This window comes from Chitinophaga flava, assembly GCF_003308995.1.
GTDB lineage: Bacteria > Bacteroidota > Bacteroidia > Chitinophagales > Chitinophagaceae > Chitinophaga > Chitinophaga flava.
Genome location: NZ_QFFJ01000001.1, coordinates 868449 through 885743, shown reverse-complemented (window position 1 = coordinate 885743; position 17295 = coordinate 868449). Strand labels below are relative to the sequence as shown.

Sequence of the window (17295 nt, the reverse complement as noted above, 5' to 3'; positions counted from 1 at the left end):
TTTTGCTACACCTGCTACAACCCATATGGATGATACTGACCGCCGGAATCGCCGTTCCGGTGCTGATTCATTTATGGCATCGTCGTCCGGGTAGGGTACTGAAGATAAGCAGTGTACAGTTGCTGGCCGCTTCATCGGTACGCCATGCACGCAGCTGGCGACTATCAGAATGGTGGCTGTTGCTGCTGCGTTGTCTGCTGATCCTGTTGCTGGCATTGTTGCTGGCCTGTCCTGTATGGCGCAAGCCTATCACAGCCCGCAATACCAAGGGATGGGTGATAACGGAGAAAGCTGTATACCCTGCTTTTAGTCAACGTATCGATTCTTTGATGGGAGCAGGCTTTCAGCTGCACACAGCGGATACTTCGTTTACTTTATTACAGCATCCTTCTGCACTACCACCGGATACGTCTGCACTGTCGTACTGGCAATTGTTGCAAATGCTGCCGCAAAAAATACCTGCCGATCTGCCGGTATATCTCTTTACAAGCAACCGGCTGGCTCGTTTTGAAGGCATCAAACCCGATGTGGCACTCGCGTTGCATTGGTATGCCGCTACGCCTGCAGATTCTGTTGATAACTGGAACGGATATACGTATTTGACTAATAATGACAGCCTTCGTATCCTGAAAGGCCATAGCACGCCAGCCGGCACTACCTGGCAAATACAGGATACCCTTCAGCAGGGAGATACGACTGCATTATACTGTACCATCTATACGGACAAATATCTGGCAGATGCCCGTTATCTGGAAGCTGCGCTACAGGCGGTACAACAATATACCCGTCGTAAAATAAAGATACAGACCATCCGGCAGCGGGATGCCCTTCCTGCAAAACAGGACTGGCTCTGGTGGTTGTCCGACAGTTCCCTGCCTGCCAATGCCCGCGCTGCCCGCATCATCCGTTATGCCAGCGGTACTGCGCAGCCGCTGACGGCATGGATAGCCGGCAGCGCTATCCCATTGTACAAACGGCTTCCTGTAAAAGATACCGCTGCCGTTTTATGGAAAGACAGCTATGGGGCTCCACTATTAACACAACAGACTTTATACATTCATCTGGACCCATCCTGGAGTGAATTGGTGTGGAGCAGCGAATTCCCGCAACGCCTGCTGGATCTGATGTTCCCGGCTGTTCCTGACAAAAAGCACGATCGCCGGATGATAGACCCGCAACAACTGCAACAGCCTTCTATACAACCAGCTGCTAAAGTTGCGTCTATCCCTCAGCAGGAAACATCACTGGAAAATATAAACTGGATATTATTGTTCCTCATCTTTTGTATGGAACGTTATTTTTCATTTAAGTCAAACAAAAAGAGTGTATAACAGCAACGGGCATACGAAATTGACAACGATACGTTCCGCATGGATACGTAGTCAGCTGTTGCGTTACTTGTTGTTGGCACTGGCATTGGCAGCCCCGTTGGCGCTGTTGGGTTGGATACCAGCTGTCACGGCGGCTTTCGTCTGCCTGGCGGCACTGCTCTGGTGGTATCAGCCCTGGCGTCTTCCGCTGGAGGAAGTTGCCACTTATCTGAGCCAGACATTCCCGGAGCTGGAAGACAGCACTTCCCTTGTTCTGAAACCAGCTGAAGAACGAAACCTGCTGGAAACACTACAGGTAGAGAAAATAAGCCCGGTGCTCAGCACATTGTGTTTGCCTGCCCGTTTTTACAAGCCGGTATACCGTGCTGCAGCTGTTGCAGGTTTTATGTTGTTTTTTACATGGGGTTGGTACTGGTTGAGTACTCATATGGCTTATCCGCTGGCAGGAAACAGCCTTGCAACAACCCAGGCTGCGGCCAAAGAGAAAATACTACCGGGTATTAGTCATGTCCGTATCAGCATTCAGCCACCGGCGTATACGCATCTGCCTTCCCGTGTCCAGCAGAGCTTTAATATCACGGCTCCGGATAGTACAGACATACACTGGGAGATACAAACCAGTCAACCGGTACAACATCTCTCTTTATTATTCAATGACAGCACCCGGCTGGAAATGAAGCCAGGGAAGGATAGCATCACCTGGACAGTTTCCCGTACCGTGAAAAAATCCGGCTTCTATCAGGTGCAGCTGAATGACCAGCAGTCTGAACTATACCAGCTGCAGCTGTTACCCGACCAGTTGCCGGTGATCCGTATTGCCAGCCCCCAACCCTTTACTACCATCGAATTCGGACAATCCACCAAAGTAAACGTACAGGCTGCGTTGTCTGATGATTATGGCATCCGGGATGCCCGGATAGCCCTCACCATCGCCAGCGGCAGCGGTGAGGCCGTGCGCTTCCACGATCAGGAAATATCTTTTGATAACAGCTTCAGTGCACAGTCACCTGCCTACCAGGTGAATAAAGTCCTTAACCTGGGCGCCATGGGAATGAAGCCCGGGGATGAACTGTATTTTCATATACGCGTCACCGATACCCGCCACCAGGAAACCCGCTCAGACGTATATATCATCACACTGCCGGATACAGCGCAGCTGTTCAGTATGGAAGGACTGGTCACCGGTGTGACTTTTAAACCGGAGTATTTCCGTAGCCAGCGTCAGATCATCCTCGATGCAGAACAGCTGCTCCGGGAAAAAGACAGCCTGGGGCCTGCCCGGTTCAACAGCCGTAGCAACGAGCTGGGCACCGACCAGAAACTGCTGCGACTCCGTTATGGTAAGTTTCTCGGTGAAGAATCCGAATCCAATATCGGTGATCCCAGAGCAGCCGCAGAAGAAGGTCATGATGATCATGACCATGGACATGATCATCACGGAGACGAACATAAGAATGAAGATCCCAAGGATTTTGGCAATGCAGAGAAAGTACTCAATGAGTTTACAGATAAGCATGATAATGCGGAAGATGCAACCTTCTTTGATCCGGTTATCAAACAACAACTAAAAGCCACGCTGACCGAAATGTGGAAGTCGGAGCTGCAATTACGTTTATATAAGCCTCAGGAGGCCTTACCGTTCGCCTACAAGGCTTTAAGGCTTCTGAAGGACCTGCAGCAGCAGTCCCGCGCCTATGTAGCTAAAACAGGCGTTAAAACCACGCCGCTGAAGCCAGAGAAAAGGCTGACGGGAGAACAGGACAAAATTCATCCTATGGTGAAAAAAGAAACCAGCACCTACAAGGATGAGCTGGAAGCCGTGCGTGCAGCCCTTTCCATACTGGATGCTAAAAGGGCAGGAGACAGTAGCGCCGCTCCGGATGTATTGCAGGAAGCTCTCAAACTGCTGACCACACGGGCAGCTGTGACACCGGCTGTATACCTGCCGGCGCTGGAAGCCCTGCGACGCATCGGACAGCATCAGGGAACACCCCGGGATATACTGACCGCCCAGCGTGGATTGCAGAAAATATTAAGCGCTCCGGCACAACAGCCGCAGCCCGCAGTCGCCCCGGTAGAAACCTCGCTGCCACAGCGTTATTTTAAAAACCTTAAAACCGGTGCCATCCCATGACAAGCTGGAGTTATATCGTCCTTTTGGCCGGGCTGGCGATCCTGATTGTACTGCTGATACAAGAGCTGCGCCGGGAAAACAAACGATGGCTGTGGTTACGTATAACCGCTACCGTTATTACAGTAGCAGGTGTTGTGTTAATCGGGCTACCCTTGTATCACACCAAAAAAATCAATACTTCAGCACCGGCGGATACGGCGATCAAACAGCCTGTGCTCACGGGTATAGTCACCTGCCACTGGCCGCGTACCCTGCCAGCAGGCCAGGAATGGCCGGTACAGGGCGTCTATAACAATGCAACTGCCCAGCCTGTAACATTACGACTGGCCGGGTTTGATACCGTTCTCGATTCGGTAGTGATACCCACCAGGCAACAACAAACTTTCTCCCTGAAAGCAATACCCTTGCATCAGGGCAGAGCCGTATACCGGATCACTGCTATCACTGGCACGGATATACTGGAACAACAACCATTGCCACTGGAAGTCAGAAAACAAACACCGTTATCGGTGCTGTTCCTGGCTTCATCCCCTGATTTTGAAAATCGTTTTCTGGCTGACTGGCTGGTGCAGCGGGGAAATGCAGTGGCGGTGCGTACACTTGTTGCCGGTAATAAATACATCACCCGTTTCGCTAATATCCCGCAGCTACCGCTGGAGCAGCTCACCCCTGCGTTGCTGGATAACTTTGACCTTGTAGTAGCCGATCCGGCAGCCATCAATAAAACAATTCGTAACTGGCTGGAAAATGCGGGCATTGGTTTGGTGCTGAAAGCCGACAGTACAGGGATATCTCAAAAGCCGGTATCTCTCTGGTTGTCGGCTGGCCGGCGACTGCCTGCGTTGCCTGTAGATCCTGCCGCTACCTTGCCTTCTGGCAGTACGGTGTTACCACTCGTACAGGACAGCCTGCATCGTGCCTACGTAACAGTCGCCCTGGCTGGTGCAGGTAAACTGGTGAGAACCCATATCAGTAATACTTTCAGCTGGCTGCTGCAAGAACAGGAGACTGTCTATCAGCAGTATTGGTCTGCGATCCTCCATCCAGCCGCCCGGAAAAAAACATCGGCAGAAAAAATCTCTTTTCTTCCGGAAATCGCTCATCAGCACCAGCCACTGGAAATACAACTGGAAACCACGATGGCACCTTTTCTGAAAGCCGGTAAGGTGACTTTGTATCTGGCGCAGCATCCATGGTTGCCATACCGCTGGAATGGTACCTGGTGGCCGGAAAAGGCAGGATGGCAGTCATTTACTACCGCTGCCGGTGTACAGTGGAATTATATCTTTCAGCCGGATGATTGGAAAAAGAGTACTGCGGTAGCATCCCGTCCGGCGGGCTTGTCCCCTCAGCCGCAAACAATCCGGGAACGCGTGTCTCCCTGGTGGTTTATCATTCCATTATTGTTATCACTTACTTTCTTATGGTGGGAAAAGAAAATGTGACGAGCGGCGAAAAATAATAAGGAAAAAAAATTAGTTTAGGCTTCTGATAGGGTTACAAGGTTTTATGCTCATGAGATGATACATCACAAGTGTTATGTCAGCTTGTTTTGTTGTTTGTGAATGAAATTACAGATACCTGTCTTCAACTAAAATCTAAACCAAACTAAACCGGAGGACTTTTCTATTGAAACGTAAAGACTTTATCCAGCTTTCCGCGATGGGACTGGGTGCGCTCGTCCTGCCGAACTTTTCTGCTTTCGGCAAATCCGTTGATCCATCTCAGTTTCTCAATGATGGCATCGATGTAAAATTGAAGAAACAACTGGCAGATGTGGCTTTAAATGCCGCCCGTGGTAAAGGTGCTACCTATGCCGATGTGCGTATTGGCCGCTATCTCAACCAGTTTGTAGTCACCCGCGAGGCTAAAGTGCAGAACATTGCCAATGCGGAATCATTTGGTGTGGGCATTCGTGTCATCGCCAATGGCTGCTGGGGCTTTGCTGCCACCAACGTAGTCACTAAAGAAGCGATCGCCAAAGCAGCAGAAAGAGCGGTGGCCGTAGCTAAAGCCAATTCCAGGGTGAATGCAGACCCCGTAAGACTGGCGCCGCAGAAGGGTTATGGGGAAGTGGCCTGGAAAACACCTATCCAGCAAAATGCCTTTACCGTACCGGTAAAAGATAAGGTAGACCTGCTGTTGGGCGTCAACAACATCGCCATGAAAGGAGGTGCCAGTTTTGTCAACTCCGCTATCCTGGCTATCAACGAACAAAAGTTTTTTGCTTCCACCGACGGGTCTTATATAGATCAGGACATACATCGTCTTTTCCCGACTTTCACCGTTACTAAAATAGACCGCGCCAGCGGTAAATTTGAAACCCGCAAATCACTCAGCTCTCCTGTAGGGATGGGATATGAATATCTCACGCCTACGGCAGATAATAAGGTAGGCGGTGTGGTGACCCGTTATAAAGACCGCTACGATATGCTGGAAGACGTGAAAAACGCTACCGCAGACGTAGATCAGAAACTGAAAGCCAAATCAGTAGAACCCGGCAAATATGACCTGGTACTCGATCCTTCCCATCTCTGGCTTACCATTCACGAATCAGTAGCACACCCTACAGAACTGGACCGCGTACTGGGCTACGAAGCCAACTATGCCGGCACCAGCTTCCTCACACTCGACAAATGGAAATCACGCAACTTCCAGTTTGGCAGCAAACTGGTGAATGTAGTGGCCGACAAACTGCAGCCCGGTTCTCTCGGTGCCGTAGGATATGATGATGAAGGCGTAAAATGTGGCCAGTGGGACCTGATCAAAGACGGTGTGCTGGTCAATTACCAGGCTATCCGTGACCAGGCCCATATCATCGGCCTCGATCACTCACAGGGTTGCTGCTACGCGCAAAGCTGGTCCGATGTGCAGTTCCAGCGTATGCCCAACGTATCCCTGCAACCAGGAAAAGAAAAGCTGAGCGTAAATGATATGATCAAAAATGTAGAGAAAGGTATCTACATCATTGGTGATGGCTCTTTCTCTATTGATCAGCAACGTTATAACTTCCAGTTCGGCGGACAAACATTCTACGAAATAAAGAATGGACAGATTGTAGGCATGCTGAAAGATGTAGCCTACCAGGCTAATACACAGGAGTTCTGGAACAGCTGTACCGCTATCGCAGACAAGAGCGACTACCGCCTCGGTGGCGCCTTCAACGATGGTAAGGGCCAGCCCGGACAGTCCAACGCGGTATCGCATGGCAGTTCCACTACCCGCTTCAATGGTGTAAACGTTATTAACACAGCAAGAAAAATCTGATCTAACGCACATGGCTATATTAAAAAAAGAAGAAGCAAAAGCATTACTGCAGAAAGTGCTCGCATACTCCAAAGCAGATGAATGCGAAGTGGCCCTCCGCGGAGAAGAAGGCGGCAACATCCGCTATGCGCGCAATGCCGTATCTACAGCCGGAGATATCGATAATGTCACACTCTCTGTCACCTCTTCCTTTGGCAAACGCTCCGGTACCGCCACCATCAACGAGTTTGATGATGCTGCATTGGAAAGAGTCGTGAAACGCGCCGAAGAGCTGGCCCGTCTGGCCCCGGAAAACCCGGAGTACATGCCGCTCCGTGGCCCTGCCGATTTTAAGGACGCCAAAACATATGTGGAAACTACAGCCGCCATGACGCCCGATACCCGTGCAGAGGCCGTAGCCCAAAGTATACAGGTAGCTAAAGAAGCAAGCCTTGAAGCCGCAGGCTTCATCGAAAACACCACCAGCTTCAGCGCTATCATGAATTCCAAAGGTCTGTTTGCTTATGATAGAGATACCAATGTAGTGTTTACCATTACTACCCGCAACAATGCCGGAACTGGTTCCGGCTTTGCTGCGCGGGGGTACAACGATATCAGCAAACTGGACACACTTGCCGCTACAAAAATCGCTGCCGCCAAAGCGAGCAAATCAGCCGGCGCCAGAGCGATAGAGCCAGGCAAGTATACCGTGATACTGGAACCGGTAGCTGCTACTTACATGCTCGAAAACATGTTCCGTGGCCTCGACGCCCGTAATGCAGATGAAGGCCGTAGTTTCATGAGCAAACCCGGTGGTGGTAACCGCATCGGTGAACAGCTCATGGACGAAAAAGTAACACTCTACTCCGATCCATTCCATCCCGATTTGCCTGCCAATACCTGGAGCCGCGATGGTTTCCCTCTCGAAAAAACAACCTGGGTAGACAAAGGAGTCGTGAAAAACCTGACCTATTCCCAGTATTGGGCTAAAAACAAAGGTGTGCAGCCTGTGCCGCAGCCCTCCAATATTATCATGGAAGGTGGCACCGCCTCACTGGAAGACCTGATCAAAAGCACAGAGAAAGGGATTCTCATTTCCCGTTTGTGGTATATCAGATTGGTGGATGCCCAAACACTGCTGCTGACCGGTCTTACCCGCGACGGAACTTTTTACATCGAAAACGGTGAAATCAAATATCCTGTTAAAAATTTCCGCTTCAACGAAAGTCCGGTCATCATGCTCAACAATGTGGAGGCGTTGGGTAAAACGGAAAGAAGCATCAGTATTGAATCCTACAGGAGTTATCTGATTCCGCCGATGAAGATCAGGGACTTTACTTTTACCTCCCTGTCAGACGCTATTTAGAAGGAATATTATTATAATTGAATGGATGGATGTTTTGTTCGCTGTAACTTGTTATATTTAAATAATAATTGCAGCCAACAGAGCATCCATCTTTTTTAGCCCAATGTACAGTTGTCCCTGAAGATGAACGATCAGCCCAAAGTCCCCGTGCAGCAACCCTTTTACCTGATTATAAAAGATTTACCATGTTATTACCAGAACTTAATGCCATCAACTTTAGAAATGAAAAATTAATGATCAACCTTTAATCCTGCTATAATGAAAAGAAGAGACTTCCTCCATTACACAGGCCTTGGGCTGGGTGCAGGTTTGCTGTCCCAGATACCCATTATCGGAAAAGCTGTTCCTTTAGACACTCCCTGGTATACAATCGACCCTGCCAGAAAAAAGGAACTCGCCGATGTGGCCCTTAATGCAGCCCGTAGTAAAGGTGCATCCTATACGGATGTGCGTATTGGCCGCTATCTCAACCAGTTTCTCATGACCCGTGAAGACAAGGTTGAAAATATTGTTAACACTGAATCTTATGGTATCGGCATCCGTGTGCTTGCCAACGGCTGCTGGGGTTTTGCTTCCACCGATCAGATGGATAAGGACAGCATCGCCAGAACAGCCGCCACTGCAGTGGCTATCGCCAAAGAAAACGCCCGTCTGCTCACCACCCCTGTACAGCTCGCACCTCAAAAAGGATATGGTGAAGTAAGCTGGAAAACCCCCATCGAAAAAAATGCTTTCGAAGTGCCGGTAAAGGAGAAGGTAGATCTGCTGCTTTCTGTCAACGATGTCGCTTTGAAAGGCAGTGCCGATTATGTAGAATCCAGAATGTTCCTGGTGAATGAACAGAAATATTTCGCCAGTTCCGACGGGTCGTACATTGATCAGGATGTACACCGTATCTGGCCTTCTTTCACGATCACCAAAATCGACAAGACCACCGGCAAGTTTGAAACACGTGATGCACTCAGCGCACCGCGTGGTATGGGATATGAATATATGATCCCCCGTGAGTCGGATAAGATTAAAGGAGTGACAACGTTGTACCGTGACCGTTATGATATGGTAGAAGATGCCCGACAGGGCGCTCAGCAGGTAGGGGAGAAGCTGAAAGCAAAATCAGTAGAGCCAGGCAAATATGATCTGATCCTCGATCCTTCCCATCTTTGGCTGACCATTCACGAATCGGTAGGACACCCCACAGAACTGGACCGCGTGCTGGGCTATGAAGCCAACTTTGCCGGTACCAGCTTCCTGACCCTCGACAAATGGGAGTCCAAAAAATTCCAGTTCGGCAGTCCGCTGGTAAACATCGTAGCAGATAAAACACAACCTGGTTCTCTCGGTGCTGTAGGCTATGATGATGAAGGTGTAGGTACGCAGAAATGGGACTTGATTAAAGACGGCGTGCTGGTCAACTACCAGGCTATCCGCGATCAGGCGCATATCATCGGATTGAATCAGTCTCAGGGCTGCTGCTATGCTCAACGCTGGTCTGATGTGCAATTTCAGCGTATGGCCAATGTATCATTGCAGCCAGGCGCTGCTTCCCTGACGCCTGCAGAAATGATTAAAAAAGTAGAGAAAGGCATCTTCATCGCAGGCAATGGCTCTTTCTCTATCGATCAGCAACGCTACAATTTCCAGTTCGGCGGACAACTCTTTTACGAAATCAAAAATGGCGAGATCGTAGGTATGCTGAAAGATGTGGCATACCAAAGCAATACACAGGAATTCTGGAACTCCTGTGCTGCTATCGCAGACAAAAGAGATTACCGCCTCGGAGGTTCCTTCTTCGACGGAAAAGGCCAGCCATCGCAGGTGAGCGCCGTTTCCCACGGCTCTGCCACTGCACGTTTTAACGGAGTAAATGTTATTAATACAGCTAGAAAAATTTAATATATGCCGATACTCAGTAAAGAAGCAGCGCAGGCATTATTGAAAAAAGTGCTTGCCCACTCAAAAGCAGATGAATGTGAGGTACTCCTCTTTGGTGGCGAATCCAGTAACGTGCGTTATGCGCGTAACGCGGTATCTACCAGTGGCGCCAGCAGCAAAAGTATGCTGGTGGTATCCTCTGCTTTTGGTAAAAAACTGGGAACAGCTACCATCAACGAATATGATGATGCTTCCCTGGAGAAGGTCGTAAAAAGAGCAGAAGAACTGGCCCGCCTGGCGCCGGAGAACCCGGAATATATGTCTGTTCTGGGCCCGCAGCAATATGCCACTGCATCTGCTACCTACAATAAAGAAACAGCTGCCATAGACCCGGCCTACCGCGCAGAAGCGGTAGCACAAAGCCTCTCTATTACCAAACAAAACCACCTCGTGGCGGCAGGTTACCTGGAAAACAATGTCGGCTTCTCCGCAATGATGAATTCCAAAGGACTTTTCGCTTACTATAATTCTACAGACGTCAACCTCAGCATCACTGTCCGAACAGAAGACGGTACGGGCTCTGGCTACGCGGCTAAAGCATATAACGACGTCACCAAACTGGATATTAAAAAAGAATCCAGCGCAGCGGCCATGAAAGCCGTCGGTTCTAAAGGCGCCAAGGCACTGGAACCCGGCAAATACACGGTGATTCTGGAACCTGCCGCTTCCATCGTGCTGCTGGAAAACCTCATCTTTGGTATGGACGCCCGCAGTGCGGAAGAAGGCAGAAGCTTCCTCAGCAAGGCTGGCGGCAAAACCAAGCTGGGAGACAAACTCATGGATGACAGTGTCACTATCTATTCCGATCCCTGGCATCCTGATATGCCTACTTCCTATTACAACTTTGATGGAAGACCACAGGAGAAAATCACCTGGATCGAAAAAGGGGTGGTCAAAAACATGTACTATTCCCGCTATTGGGCACAGAAGGATAATGTAAAGGCCGTCCCTTCTCCGGATGCCTTTATCATGGAAGGTGGTACTGATTCGCTGGAAGATCTGATCAAAAGCACAGAGAAAGGTATCCTCGTAACACGCCTCTGGTATATCCGCTCGGTAGACCCTCAAACATTGTTGTTTACCGGGCTTACCCGTGACGGAACTTTCTATATCGAAAACGGCGTGATCAAACATCCGGTGAAGAACTTCCGTTTCAATGAAAGCCCGGTGATCATGTTGAATAATGTGGAAGCGCTGGGTAAGCCTGAAAGGGCAGTGAGTGGTGAAAGTGGTGCCAGTGCTATATTGCCGCCGATGAAGCTGCGGGACTTTACCTTCACTTCTTTGTCAGACGCGATCTAAAAATCCGCTTCAACGAAAATAAAAAAGGCCTGAGCAGATAACATTGCTCAGGCCTCTTTTTATTAGTTGATGATCTCTTCAGATTCTTTATTTCTGGGTAGATAGTATAAATAATAGAAAGCCAGTATGAGCAGGCCGGATACAAAAGGAATCAGGGCCAGGTGTTTAAAGGTGATGGGACCTACTATCACCTGCGCATCAAAATGGAAAAACTCGCTGATCATCCAGTAAGAGTTGGCAGAGATCCATAAGGAGATGGCCACATTATGGCATAGCTCCGACATAAACTGTCTGGTACGCCAGGCTATCACCAGTGAGATGATAAGGGTAGGGAAGATCATGGCTATACCCAGTGGTTTCCAGATCATGCACCAGCTGATGTCTTTCAACAGCCAGAAAACAATATGAAGGTTTTCCATTTTCCGGTAACTTAAAGGAATAGTGTACACCGGCGCAGATTTGGCCTCTTTGATCATACTGTGCTAAAGATTAAAGTTGATAAGTTTGCAAAAATATAAAAACACCTTCACAGTGGCTGGAAAATTTGCGTGGGAATAATGTTTATATTCGCTGGCATGAACGCATTTTACTGGTCATTCCGCCATACTCGTTTTCACGGGATCAACTGGATTCCGGAAGAGTTCAGCCGTGTGATGATCATTATTCATGGTATTGGGGAAGATATCAGCCGTTATGCGCCGGTAGCGCGGTTCTTCAATCAGGAAGGATATGCGGTGGTAGGGCTTGATCATTACGGGCATGGTAAAAGTGATGGTAAAAGAGGTGCTACGCCCGGGTTTGATTATATATTAGACTATGAAGCCGCTTTCCTGGCGCATATAAAGGAACTATACCATAAACCGGTGGTGATGTATGGCCATAGTATGGGTGGTGGAGTGCTGACCGGTTTCCTGCTCAGAAGATCCCCGGATATCCTGGCTGCTGTTATCTCCGCTCCGGCACTGATTGTGGCCAAACGCCCGGGTGCCTTGCTCCGTGGCCTGCTGAAGATGCTGAACCGCGTGGTGCCCCATATCCGCCTCAGCCAGGGCCTGGATATCACCAAAATCTCCCATGATATAGAAGAAGTGGAAAAGTTCCGTCATAACCCACTTCGCCACGATAAAATAAGTATACGGCTGGCGAATGATATGATTCAGAATGGCCTGTGGTGCCTGGAACACGCCGATACCCTGAAAACCCGGTCCCTGCTTATTCACGGTGCCGATGACGCCTTCACTGCGGTGGAAGGCTCCCGCCTCTTTGCCGACAAAGCCCCTGCTTCTATGCTGACTTACCGGGAATGGCCCGGCGACTATCATGAGCTGCACAACGAATTTAACCGCAAGGAAGTGCTGAATTTTATTGCCGGCTGGCTCAGTGCGGTGCGTTGACAGTGTATACTATATACCTTGCGTAGTGAGTGCCTACATTCGCATAAAACAATACATCCTATGGCCATTAAATACCAAAAGAAGAGTGACGATCTGGACGTTATCCCGGGATCGGATGTCATTCTTAACATCAGCATCGGAAACGCCCAGATAGGCGCCAGCGTTATAAGCCTTGACGGTGTTAATACCCCCATTGCAAAAGGTGAAATCCGTAACCTCCAGCTCGGAAAGGCAGATGAACTGAAGGGTAGAGCCCTGCATGTGATTACTAACGTACTGGACACCAACAGCCTTACCAATGGCATCGTTGTTACTTACTCCTTCAGTGGATGTACTCCTTCCGTGAAACTATACCAGGATGAAGTAATAACAGACGGAGACATCATGTCCTTTTTGCTGGACTTTAATTTTAAATAGACCATGAAAAAGTTACTCCTATGGATGTTGCTCCTGGCAGCAACCAGTCCCGGCTATGCCCAGTTGAAAGACTCCCTGAAGATATCGGATATGACCATGCCTACGGCGCCCGGATTGATCCTGGCAGACAAGGCTCCGGCAGCCATCGACAAACCCGTCAACCCCAAAGCATTTGGTATCAGCCTGCTGAACCTGTGGCAGGGTGGCGCGGTAGAGGTCACACCATACTGGCTTACCAACAAACCCGGCCTGACCTTCGAACGTTATCTCAATAACCATTTCCCCATTCTGCAGACGTTTAATGTTTCCGCAGCCACCTTCAAAACAGACACTTCCACCAGTCTGTCTGCCGGCTTCCGTACACAGGTGTTCCGCTTTTTTTACCGCAAAAACCGGGATGCCATGCTGAAGAAAAAACAGGAAATAATAGACCTGCTGTCAGTGAGTCCTGATCAACTCGACACCGTAGCTATCGCCCGGAAAAATGCTGAACTGCGGGCTATGTTTGATGTACAGCGTAACCAGGGTCTAGTGATCGTAGAACTGGCAGGTGCCCTGGCCGGCGATGCGCCTAATAACAGGTTCAAAAACCTATCAACATCCCGCTCCGGTATCTGGACCAACATACGTTGGGCACCTGGCAACTTCCCGCTCGACTTTGTCGCCCTGGGCCGTTACACCTGGAGCAACACACCGGCCGACAGCAACCTGCTCGATTATGGTATGTCCGTCAATTATCAGAAAGGCCGCTTCGACCTCTCTGCCGAATACGTCAACCGCCACGATCTGAAGAACGCCATCAACTATGACCGCCTGGCTTTTATCGCCAACTTCATGATCAACGACAGCTTCTACGCCGTTGCTGCCTTCGGCAAAAACTTCGATAAACAGAATAACATCCTCGCTGTATTTGGTGTTAAGTTTGCCTTGTCAAGAGAACGACTCAAACTATAACGGTGATGATACTGATGCCGCTGATGCTCCTGATGAGCGAAGATATAAGCCAAAATAAAAAAGCGAAGAAGCCATTGAAATAAGATTCAATGGCTTCTTCGCTTTTTTATCATTACCTGATACATTAATAATCACTATCTCTTCGCTTATATCTCCGCTCATCAGGAGCATCAGCGATATCATAATAATCACAGTTCATATATTCGCCTATCAGGGAAATCAGCGATATCAGCATTCATCACAGTTATGGGTTGGTGGACCATAACCCCGCTGATTTCAGCAACACTCTTCTGTTCATTTTGAGCTGCGCTACAATGAACTCCGCCAGGTCTTCAGGCTGCAATACCTTCTCCGGATTACCATCGGTGAGGTTAAGTGCTTTAGCCATATCGGTGGCGATTGTGCTGGGGGTGAGGGCGCTGACGCGGATATTATGTTTTCTTACTTCAAGCATCAGCGATTCGGTAAGGCCCAGCAGGCCAAACTTGGAGGCGCTGTAGGCACTGGTGAGCGGAGCGCCACGCTGGCCGGCTGTAGAAGCTATGTTGATGATGTCGCCGGTTTGACGGGCTATCATGTCTGGTAATATAGCACGGGTTACATAGTATACGCCGAGCAGGTTTACACGGATAATGTCTTCCCATTGTTCGGGAGTGAGTTCCATAAATCCGCCGAAGGCGGCTATACCTGCGTTGTTGATCAGAATGTCGATGCTGCCCAGCTCTTTGGTAAGGCTGGCTACGGCTGCGTTTACGGCTTCCATGGAGCCTACATCAGCAATAGCATAGGTGGCTTTAACACCCAGCCCGCTAACAGCTTCTACCACTTCTTTCAAAGGCGCTTCACTACGACCTATTAAAGCAATATCTGCCCCTTCTTGTGCGAGGGCCACGGCTACAGCACGTCCTATTCCTTTACCACCGCCTGTGATCAGCACTTTTTTTCCTTGTAATGATTCCATATTTACTGCTTTTAGCACGCAAAGATAACCCCTATCGCCCGTAACAGGCGTTATTTTTTGTTTATCTTCGTTTTTTTAAGGCGATACACGTATGATAACTATTTCCAACGAACTGCTGACGATTCAACTGGCTGAGGCTGGTGCAGAACTGCAACATATTGTCCGTAACGATTCAGGACTGGAATACCTCTGGAGCGGAGATCCTGCCGTATGGGGTAAAAAAAGCCCCGTGCTGTTCCCTATTGTAGGCGGACTGAAAAAAAATACTTATACCTATAACGGTCACGAATATACGCTGGGGAGACATGGTTTTGCCAGAGAGCAGGTTTTTACAGTAGAAGAGCATACCAGTACACAGGTTACCTTTCTGCTGAAAGACAGCGACGCTACGTTGTCCGTATATCCGTTCCGGTTTGTTTTCAGGGTACGTTATGTGCTGGAAGGTGAGAGGCTGCAGGTGAGTTATCTGGTAGAAAATACAGACAGTAAGGAATTATTCTTTTCCGTAGGTGGGCATCCGGCTTTTAAGGTCCCGCTGGTGGAAGGCACCGGCTACGAAGATTATTACCTGGAATTCAATAAAACAGAAACCACCGGCCGTTATCCGCTGTCTCCGGAAGGGCAGATAGAGCTGACACCGGTACCGTTATTACAACAAACACAGGAACTGCCTTTAAAGAAGTCACTGTTTCTGGAAGATGCCCTGGTATTCAAAGCCCTGGCTTCCGATGCCATCAGTATCCGCAGCCATAAAACACCACATGGTCTCACGGTATCATTTAACGGCTTCCCTTATATGGGCATATGGGCCGCCAAAAACGCGGACTTCGTATGTATTGAACCCTGGTGTGGTATCGCCGATAATGTGGCTGCCACCGGTGAACTGAATGAAAAAGAAGGCATCAACCAATTAGTGCCAGGCGAAAAATTTGAACGTACCTGGACAGCCTCGTTTTTTTAATCTATGCCATGAATTATAAAATCATCACCGATGAACAGGCCCTGAAAGCGTTCATCGACTGGCTGCCGGCTTGTAATGAGCATGAGCAGTATTACCTATGCCTGCTGGCCCGCACCAAATACCTGGAAGGAGATCATGGTCTTAAAGCCGATAAACAACAGCTGAAACGTTTCACCAGCAAAAAAGAAAATATGCTGGAAAAAATAAGGCAGCTGGAATGTGCTGCCGGCGCCTATACACAAGGCGGTATCATCATCCCGCAGGAAGCACTGGCACTGTATATCAGCATAAATCCCCGCGACCTGTGGAAAGCTACCTATACATCACTGGTGACATTTGCCCAAAACATCCAGGCGGAGGCACGCGTGAAAAATCCGCATCAGGAAGTAATGAGCGCTATTCAGCAGTCATGCAGCAACAAATACTATATCGATATTGACGTGGATGCCAAAGATCCGGCCATCCTGCAACAAATCAGGGAATACATCAATCCTTCCTGCCTGACGGTCATGGAAACAAGAGGAGGCTATCATGTGTTGGTAGAACTGGCAGCAGTAGATCCGGCATTTAAAAAATCATGGTATCCCAATATCATGAAGCTGCCGAATGTAGATCAGAGCGGAGATAATATCGTTCCTGTGCCGGGATGTACACAGGGTGGTTTTACACCGAAGTTCCTTTCAGAAACGTAAAGAGGGCATACCGCACCTCTTTACGTTTTGAAAGAAAAAAATTAAAAGTTATATCCTGCCTTCAGGCCAAAGAACCCGTGGGTACCATCTTTAAACCAGGCTTCATATTTACCTTCCACATCCAGGCCCAGTAAACGGATACCCAGACCAGGAGCTACCAGCGCACCGGTACCATTGTTGTAATCACCGGTAAAGTTGGCGGTACCGCCTTCTACTTTCACATACAGGATAGATATCAGTTGATAACGCAGACCCAGTCTTACCGGTATTACTTTGGCAGAAGCAATTTTAGTATTGCCGTTGTCGATAGTCTTGCCCTTAAAGTAATCAAAACCTACGGAGCCTACGGCGGTAAGGCCGGCAATCAGCTTCACATCTGCGCCCAAACCAACACCAAATCCGGGGTTGTGGGTAGTGCTGAAATCACCAGTGGGGAAACCGGCTTCTACATAAGGACCAATACTGAATCTTTTTAACTGCGCCTGCGAAGTTTGTGCACTCATACATAACATCAGCATGACTGCCATAAAGGCCAGAATGTTTCTTTTCATAAGAACAAATTTTCAAGAGGAAATGGTGGTAGTATTCGTAACAGGTCCAAAAAT

Annotated in this window: 15 protein-coding genes; 12 read left to right on the top strand and 3 right to left on the bottom strand. The window is 48.9% G+C overall.

The annotated features are described in order from the left end of the window. The first annotated feature begins 2 nt into the window (after positions 1 to 2). The 7 genes from DF182_RS03290 to DF182_RS03260 all read left to right on the top strand — a co-directional run bounded on the left by DF182_RS03290 (position 3) and on the right by DF182_RS03260 (position 11311). A complete protein-coding gene (locus tag DF182_RS03290; protein WP_262511070.1) occupies positions 3 to 1331 on the top strand; it encodes a BatA domain-containing protein in 1329 nt (442 codons plus the stop codon). Further along, entirely contained in the window at positions 1324 to 3465 is a 2142-nt protein-coding gene (locus DF182_RS03285; RefSeq protein ID WP_113614252.1) for a DUF4175 family protein, read from the top strand. The genes DF182_RS03290 and DF182_RS03285 overlap by 8 nt, the downstream gene beginning before the upstream one ends. Beyond that, the gene (locus DF182_RS03280; protein ID WP_113614251.1) at positions 3462 to 4910 is read left to right on the top strand and encodes a hypothetical protein; all 1449 of its coding nucleotides are present in this window, start codon (positions 3462 to 3464) and stop codon (positions 4908 to 4910) included. Before DF182_RS03285 ends, DF182_RS03280 begins: the two co-directional genes overlap by 4 nt. Before the next feature lie 184 nt (positions 4911 to 5094). After that, positions 5095 to 6732, top strand: coding sequence for a TldD/PmbA family protein (locus tag DF182_RS03275; RefSeq protein WP_211327038.1), 1638 nt, complete (start codon positions 5095 to 5097; stop codon positions 6730 to 6732). A 10-nt stretch (positions 6733 to 6742) separates the two neighbouring features. Further along, complete coding sequence (locus DF182_RS03270) at positions 6743 to 8077, top strand: TldD/PmbA family protein (protein WP_113614250.1); 1335 nt, start codon at positions 6743 to 6745, stop codon at positions 8075 to 8077. A gap of 258 nt (positions 8078 to 8335) precedes the next feature. Further along, positions 8336 to 9970, top strand: a complete 1635-nt coding sequence (locus DF182_RS03265; protein ID WP_113614249.1) for a TldD/PmbA family protein — start codon at positions 8336 to 8338, stop codon at positions 9968 to 9970. Positions 9971 to 9973: 3 nt separating this feature from the next. After that, positions 9974 to 11311: a TldD/PmbA family protein gene (locus DF182_RS03260; protein WP_113614248.1), complete on the top strand. Its 1338-nt coding sequence runs from the start codon at positions 9974 to 9976 to the stop codon at positions 11309 to 11311. 62 nt (positions 11312 to 11373) lie between these two features. On the opposite strand, the gene DF182_RS03255 is transcribed toward DF182_RS03260, so the two are convergent. Further along, a complete protein-coding gene (locus DF182_RS03255) occupies positions 11374 to 11787 on the bottom strand; it encodes a hypothetical protein (protein WP_245957363.1) in 414 nt (137 codons plus the stop codon). A gap of 99 nt (positions 11788 to 11886) precedes the next feature. Between DF182_RS03255 and DF182_RS03250 the strand changes: the two genes are divergently transcribed. The 3 genes from DF182_RS03250 to DF182_RS03240 are packed head-to-tail and all read left to right on the top strand — an operon-like array spanning position 11887 to position 14076. Then, positions 11887 to 12705: an alpha/beta hydrolase gene (locus DF182_RS03250; RefSeq protein WP_161964035.1), complete on the top strand. Its 819-nt coding sequence runs from the start codon at positions 11887 to 11889 to the stop codon at positions 12703 to 12705. A 60-nt stretch (positions 12706 to 12765) separates the two neighbouring features. Continuing rightward, positions 12766 to 13122: a hypothetical protein gene (locus tag DF182_RS03245; RefSeq protein ID WP_113614246.1), complete on the top strand. Its 357-nt coding sequence runs from the start codon at positions 12766 to 12768 to the stop codon at positions 13120 to 13122. Positions 13123 to 13125: 3 nt separating this feature from the next. Beyond that, positions 13126 to 14076 carry a hypothetical protein gene (locus DF182_RS03240; RefSeq protein ID WP_147243329.1) on the top strand — a complete coding sequence of 317 codons (951 nt, stop codon included), beginning with the start codon at positions 13126 to 13128 and terminating at the stop codon, positions 14074 to 14076. Between the two features lie 244 nt (positions 14077 to 14320). Here DF182_RS03240 and DF182_RS03235 read toward each other — a convergent pair whose 3' ends face one another. Continuing rightward, positions 14321 to 15037, bottom strand: coding sequence for a 3-ketoacyl-ACP reductase (locus DF182_RS03235; protein ID WP_113614244.1), 717 nt, complete (start codon positions 15035 to 15037; stop codon positions 14321 to 14323). A 91-nt stretch (positions 15038 to 15128) separates the two neighbouring features. On the opposite strand from DF182_RS03235, the gene DF182_RS03230 reads away from it, so the two are divergent. Both DF182_RS03230 and DF182_RS03225 read left to right on the top strand, forming a co-directional pair. Further along, on the top strand, positions 15129 to 15998 hold the full coding sequence (locus DF182_RS03230; protein ID WP_113614243.1) for an aldose 1-epimerase family protein: 870 nt from the start codon (positions 15129 to 15131) through the stop codon (positions 15996 to 15998). 8 nt (positions 15999 to 16006) lie between these two features. After that, positions 16007 to 16690, top strand: a complete 684-nt coding sequence (locus DF182_RS03225; RefSeq protein WP_113614242.1) for a hypothetical protein — start codon at positions 16007 to 16009, stop codon at positions 16688 to 16690. A gap of 41 nt (positions 16691 to 16731) precedes the next feature. Here the strand turns inward: DF182_RS03225 and DF182_RS03220 are convergent, their stop codons facing one another. After that, positions 16732 to 17241, bottom strand: a complete 510-nt coding sequence (locus tag DF182_RS03220) for an outer membrane beta-barrel protein (RefSeq protein ID WP_113614241.1) — start codon at positions 17239 to 17241, stop codon at positions 16732 to 16734. Between the last annotated feature and the right edge of the window lie 54 nt (positions 17242 to 17295).

What these genes read in the sequence shown, in the direction of transcription:
- DF182_RS03280 (WP_113614251.1), top strand. Translation starts at nt 3,462, where the DNA reads ATGACAAGCTGGAGTTATATCGTCCTTTTGGCCGGGCTGGCGATCCTG.
- DF182_RS03270 (WP_113614250.1), top strand. Translation starts at nt 6,743, where the DNA reads ATGGCTATATTAAAAAAAGAAGAAGCAAAAGCATTACTGCAGAAAGTG.
- DF182_RS03265 (WP_113614249.1), top strand. Translation starts at nt 8,336, where the DNA reads ATGAAAAGAAGAGACTTCCTCCATTACACAGGCCTTGGGCTGGGTGCA.
- DF182_RS03260 (WP_113614248.1), top strand. Translation starts at nt 9,974, where the DNA reads ATGCCGATACTCAGTAAAGAAGCAGCGCAGGCATTATTGAAAAAAGTG.
- DF182_RS03255 (WP_245957363.1), bottom strand. Translation starts at nt 11,787, where the DNA reads ATGATCAAAGAGGCCAAATCTGCGCCGGTGTACACTATTCCTTTAAGT.
- DF182_RS03250 (WP_161964035.1), top strand. Translation starts at nt 11,887, where the DNA reads ATGAACGCATTTTACTGGTCATTCCGCCATACTCGTTTTCACGGGATC.
- DF182_RS03245 (WP_113614246.1), top strand. Translation starts at nt 12,766, where the DNA reads ATGGCCATTAAATACCAAAAGAAGAGTGACGATCTGGACGTTATCCCG.
- DF182_RS03240 (WP_147243329.1), top strand. Translation starts at nt 13,126, where the DNA reads ATGAAAAAGTTACTCCTATGGATGTTGCTCCTGGCAGCAACCAGTCCC.
- DF182_RS03235 (WP_113614244.1), bottom strand. Translation starts at nt 15,037, where the DNA reads ATGGAATCATTACAAGGAAAAAAAGTGCTGATCACAGGCGGTGGTAAA.
- DF182_RS03230 (WP_113614243.1), top strand. Translation starts at nt 15,129, where the DNA reads ATGATAACTATTTCCAACGAACTGCTGACGATTCAACTGGCTGAGGCT.
- DF182_RS03225 (WP_113614242.1), top strand. Translation starts at nt 16,007, where the DNA reads ATGAATTATAAAATCATCACCGATGAACAGGCCCTGAAAGCGTTCATC.
- DF182_RS03220 (WP_113614241.1), bottom strand. Translation starts at nt 17,241, where the DNA reads ATGAAAAGAAACATTCTGGCCTTTATGGCAGTCATGCTGATGTTATGT.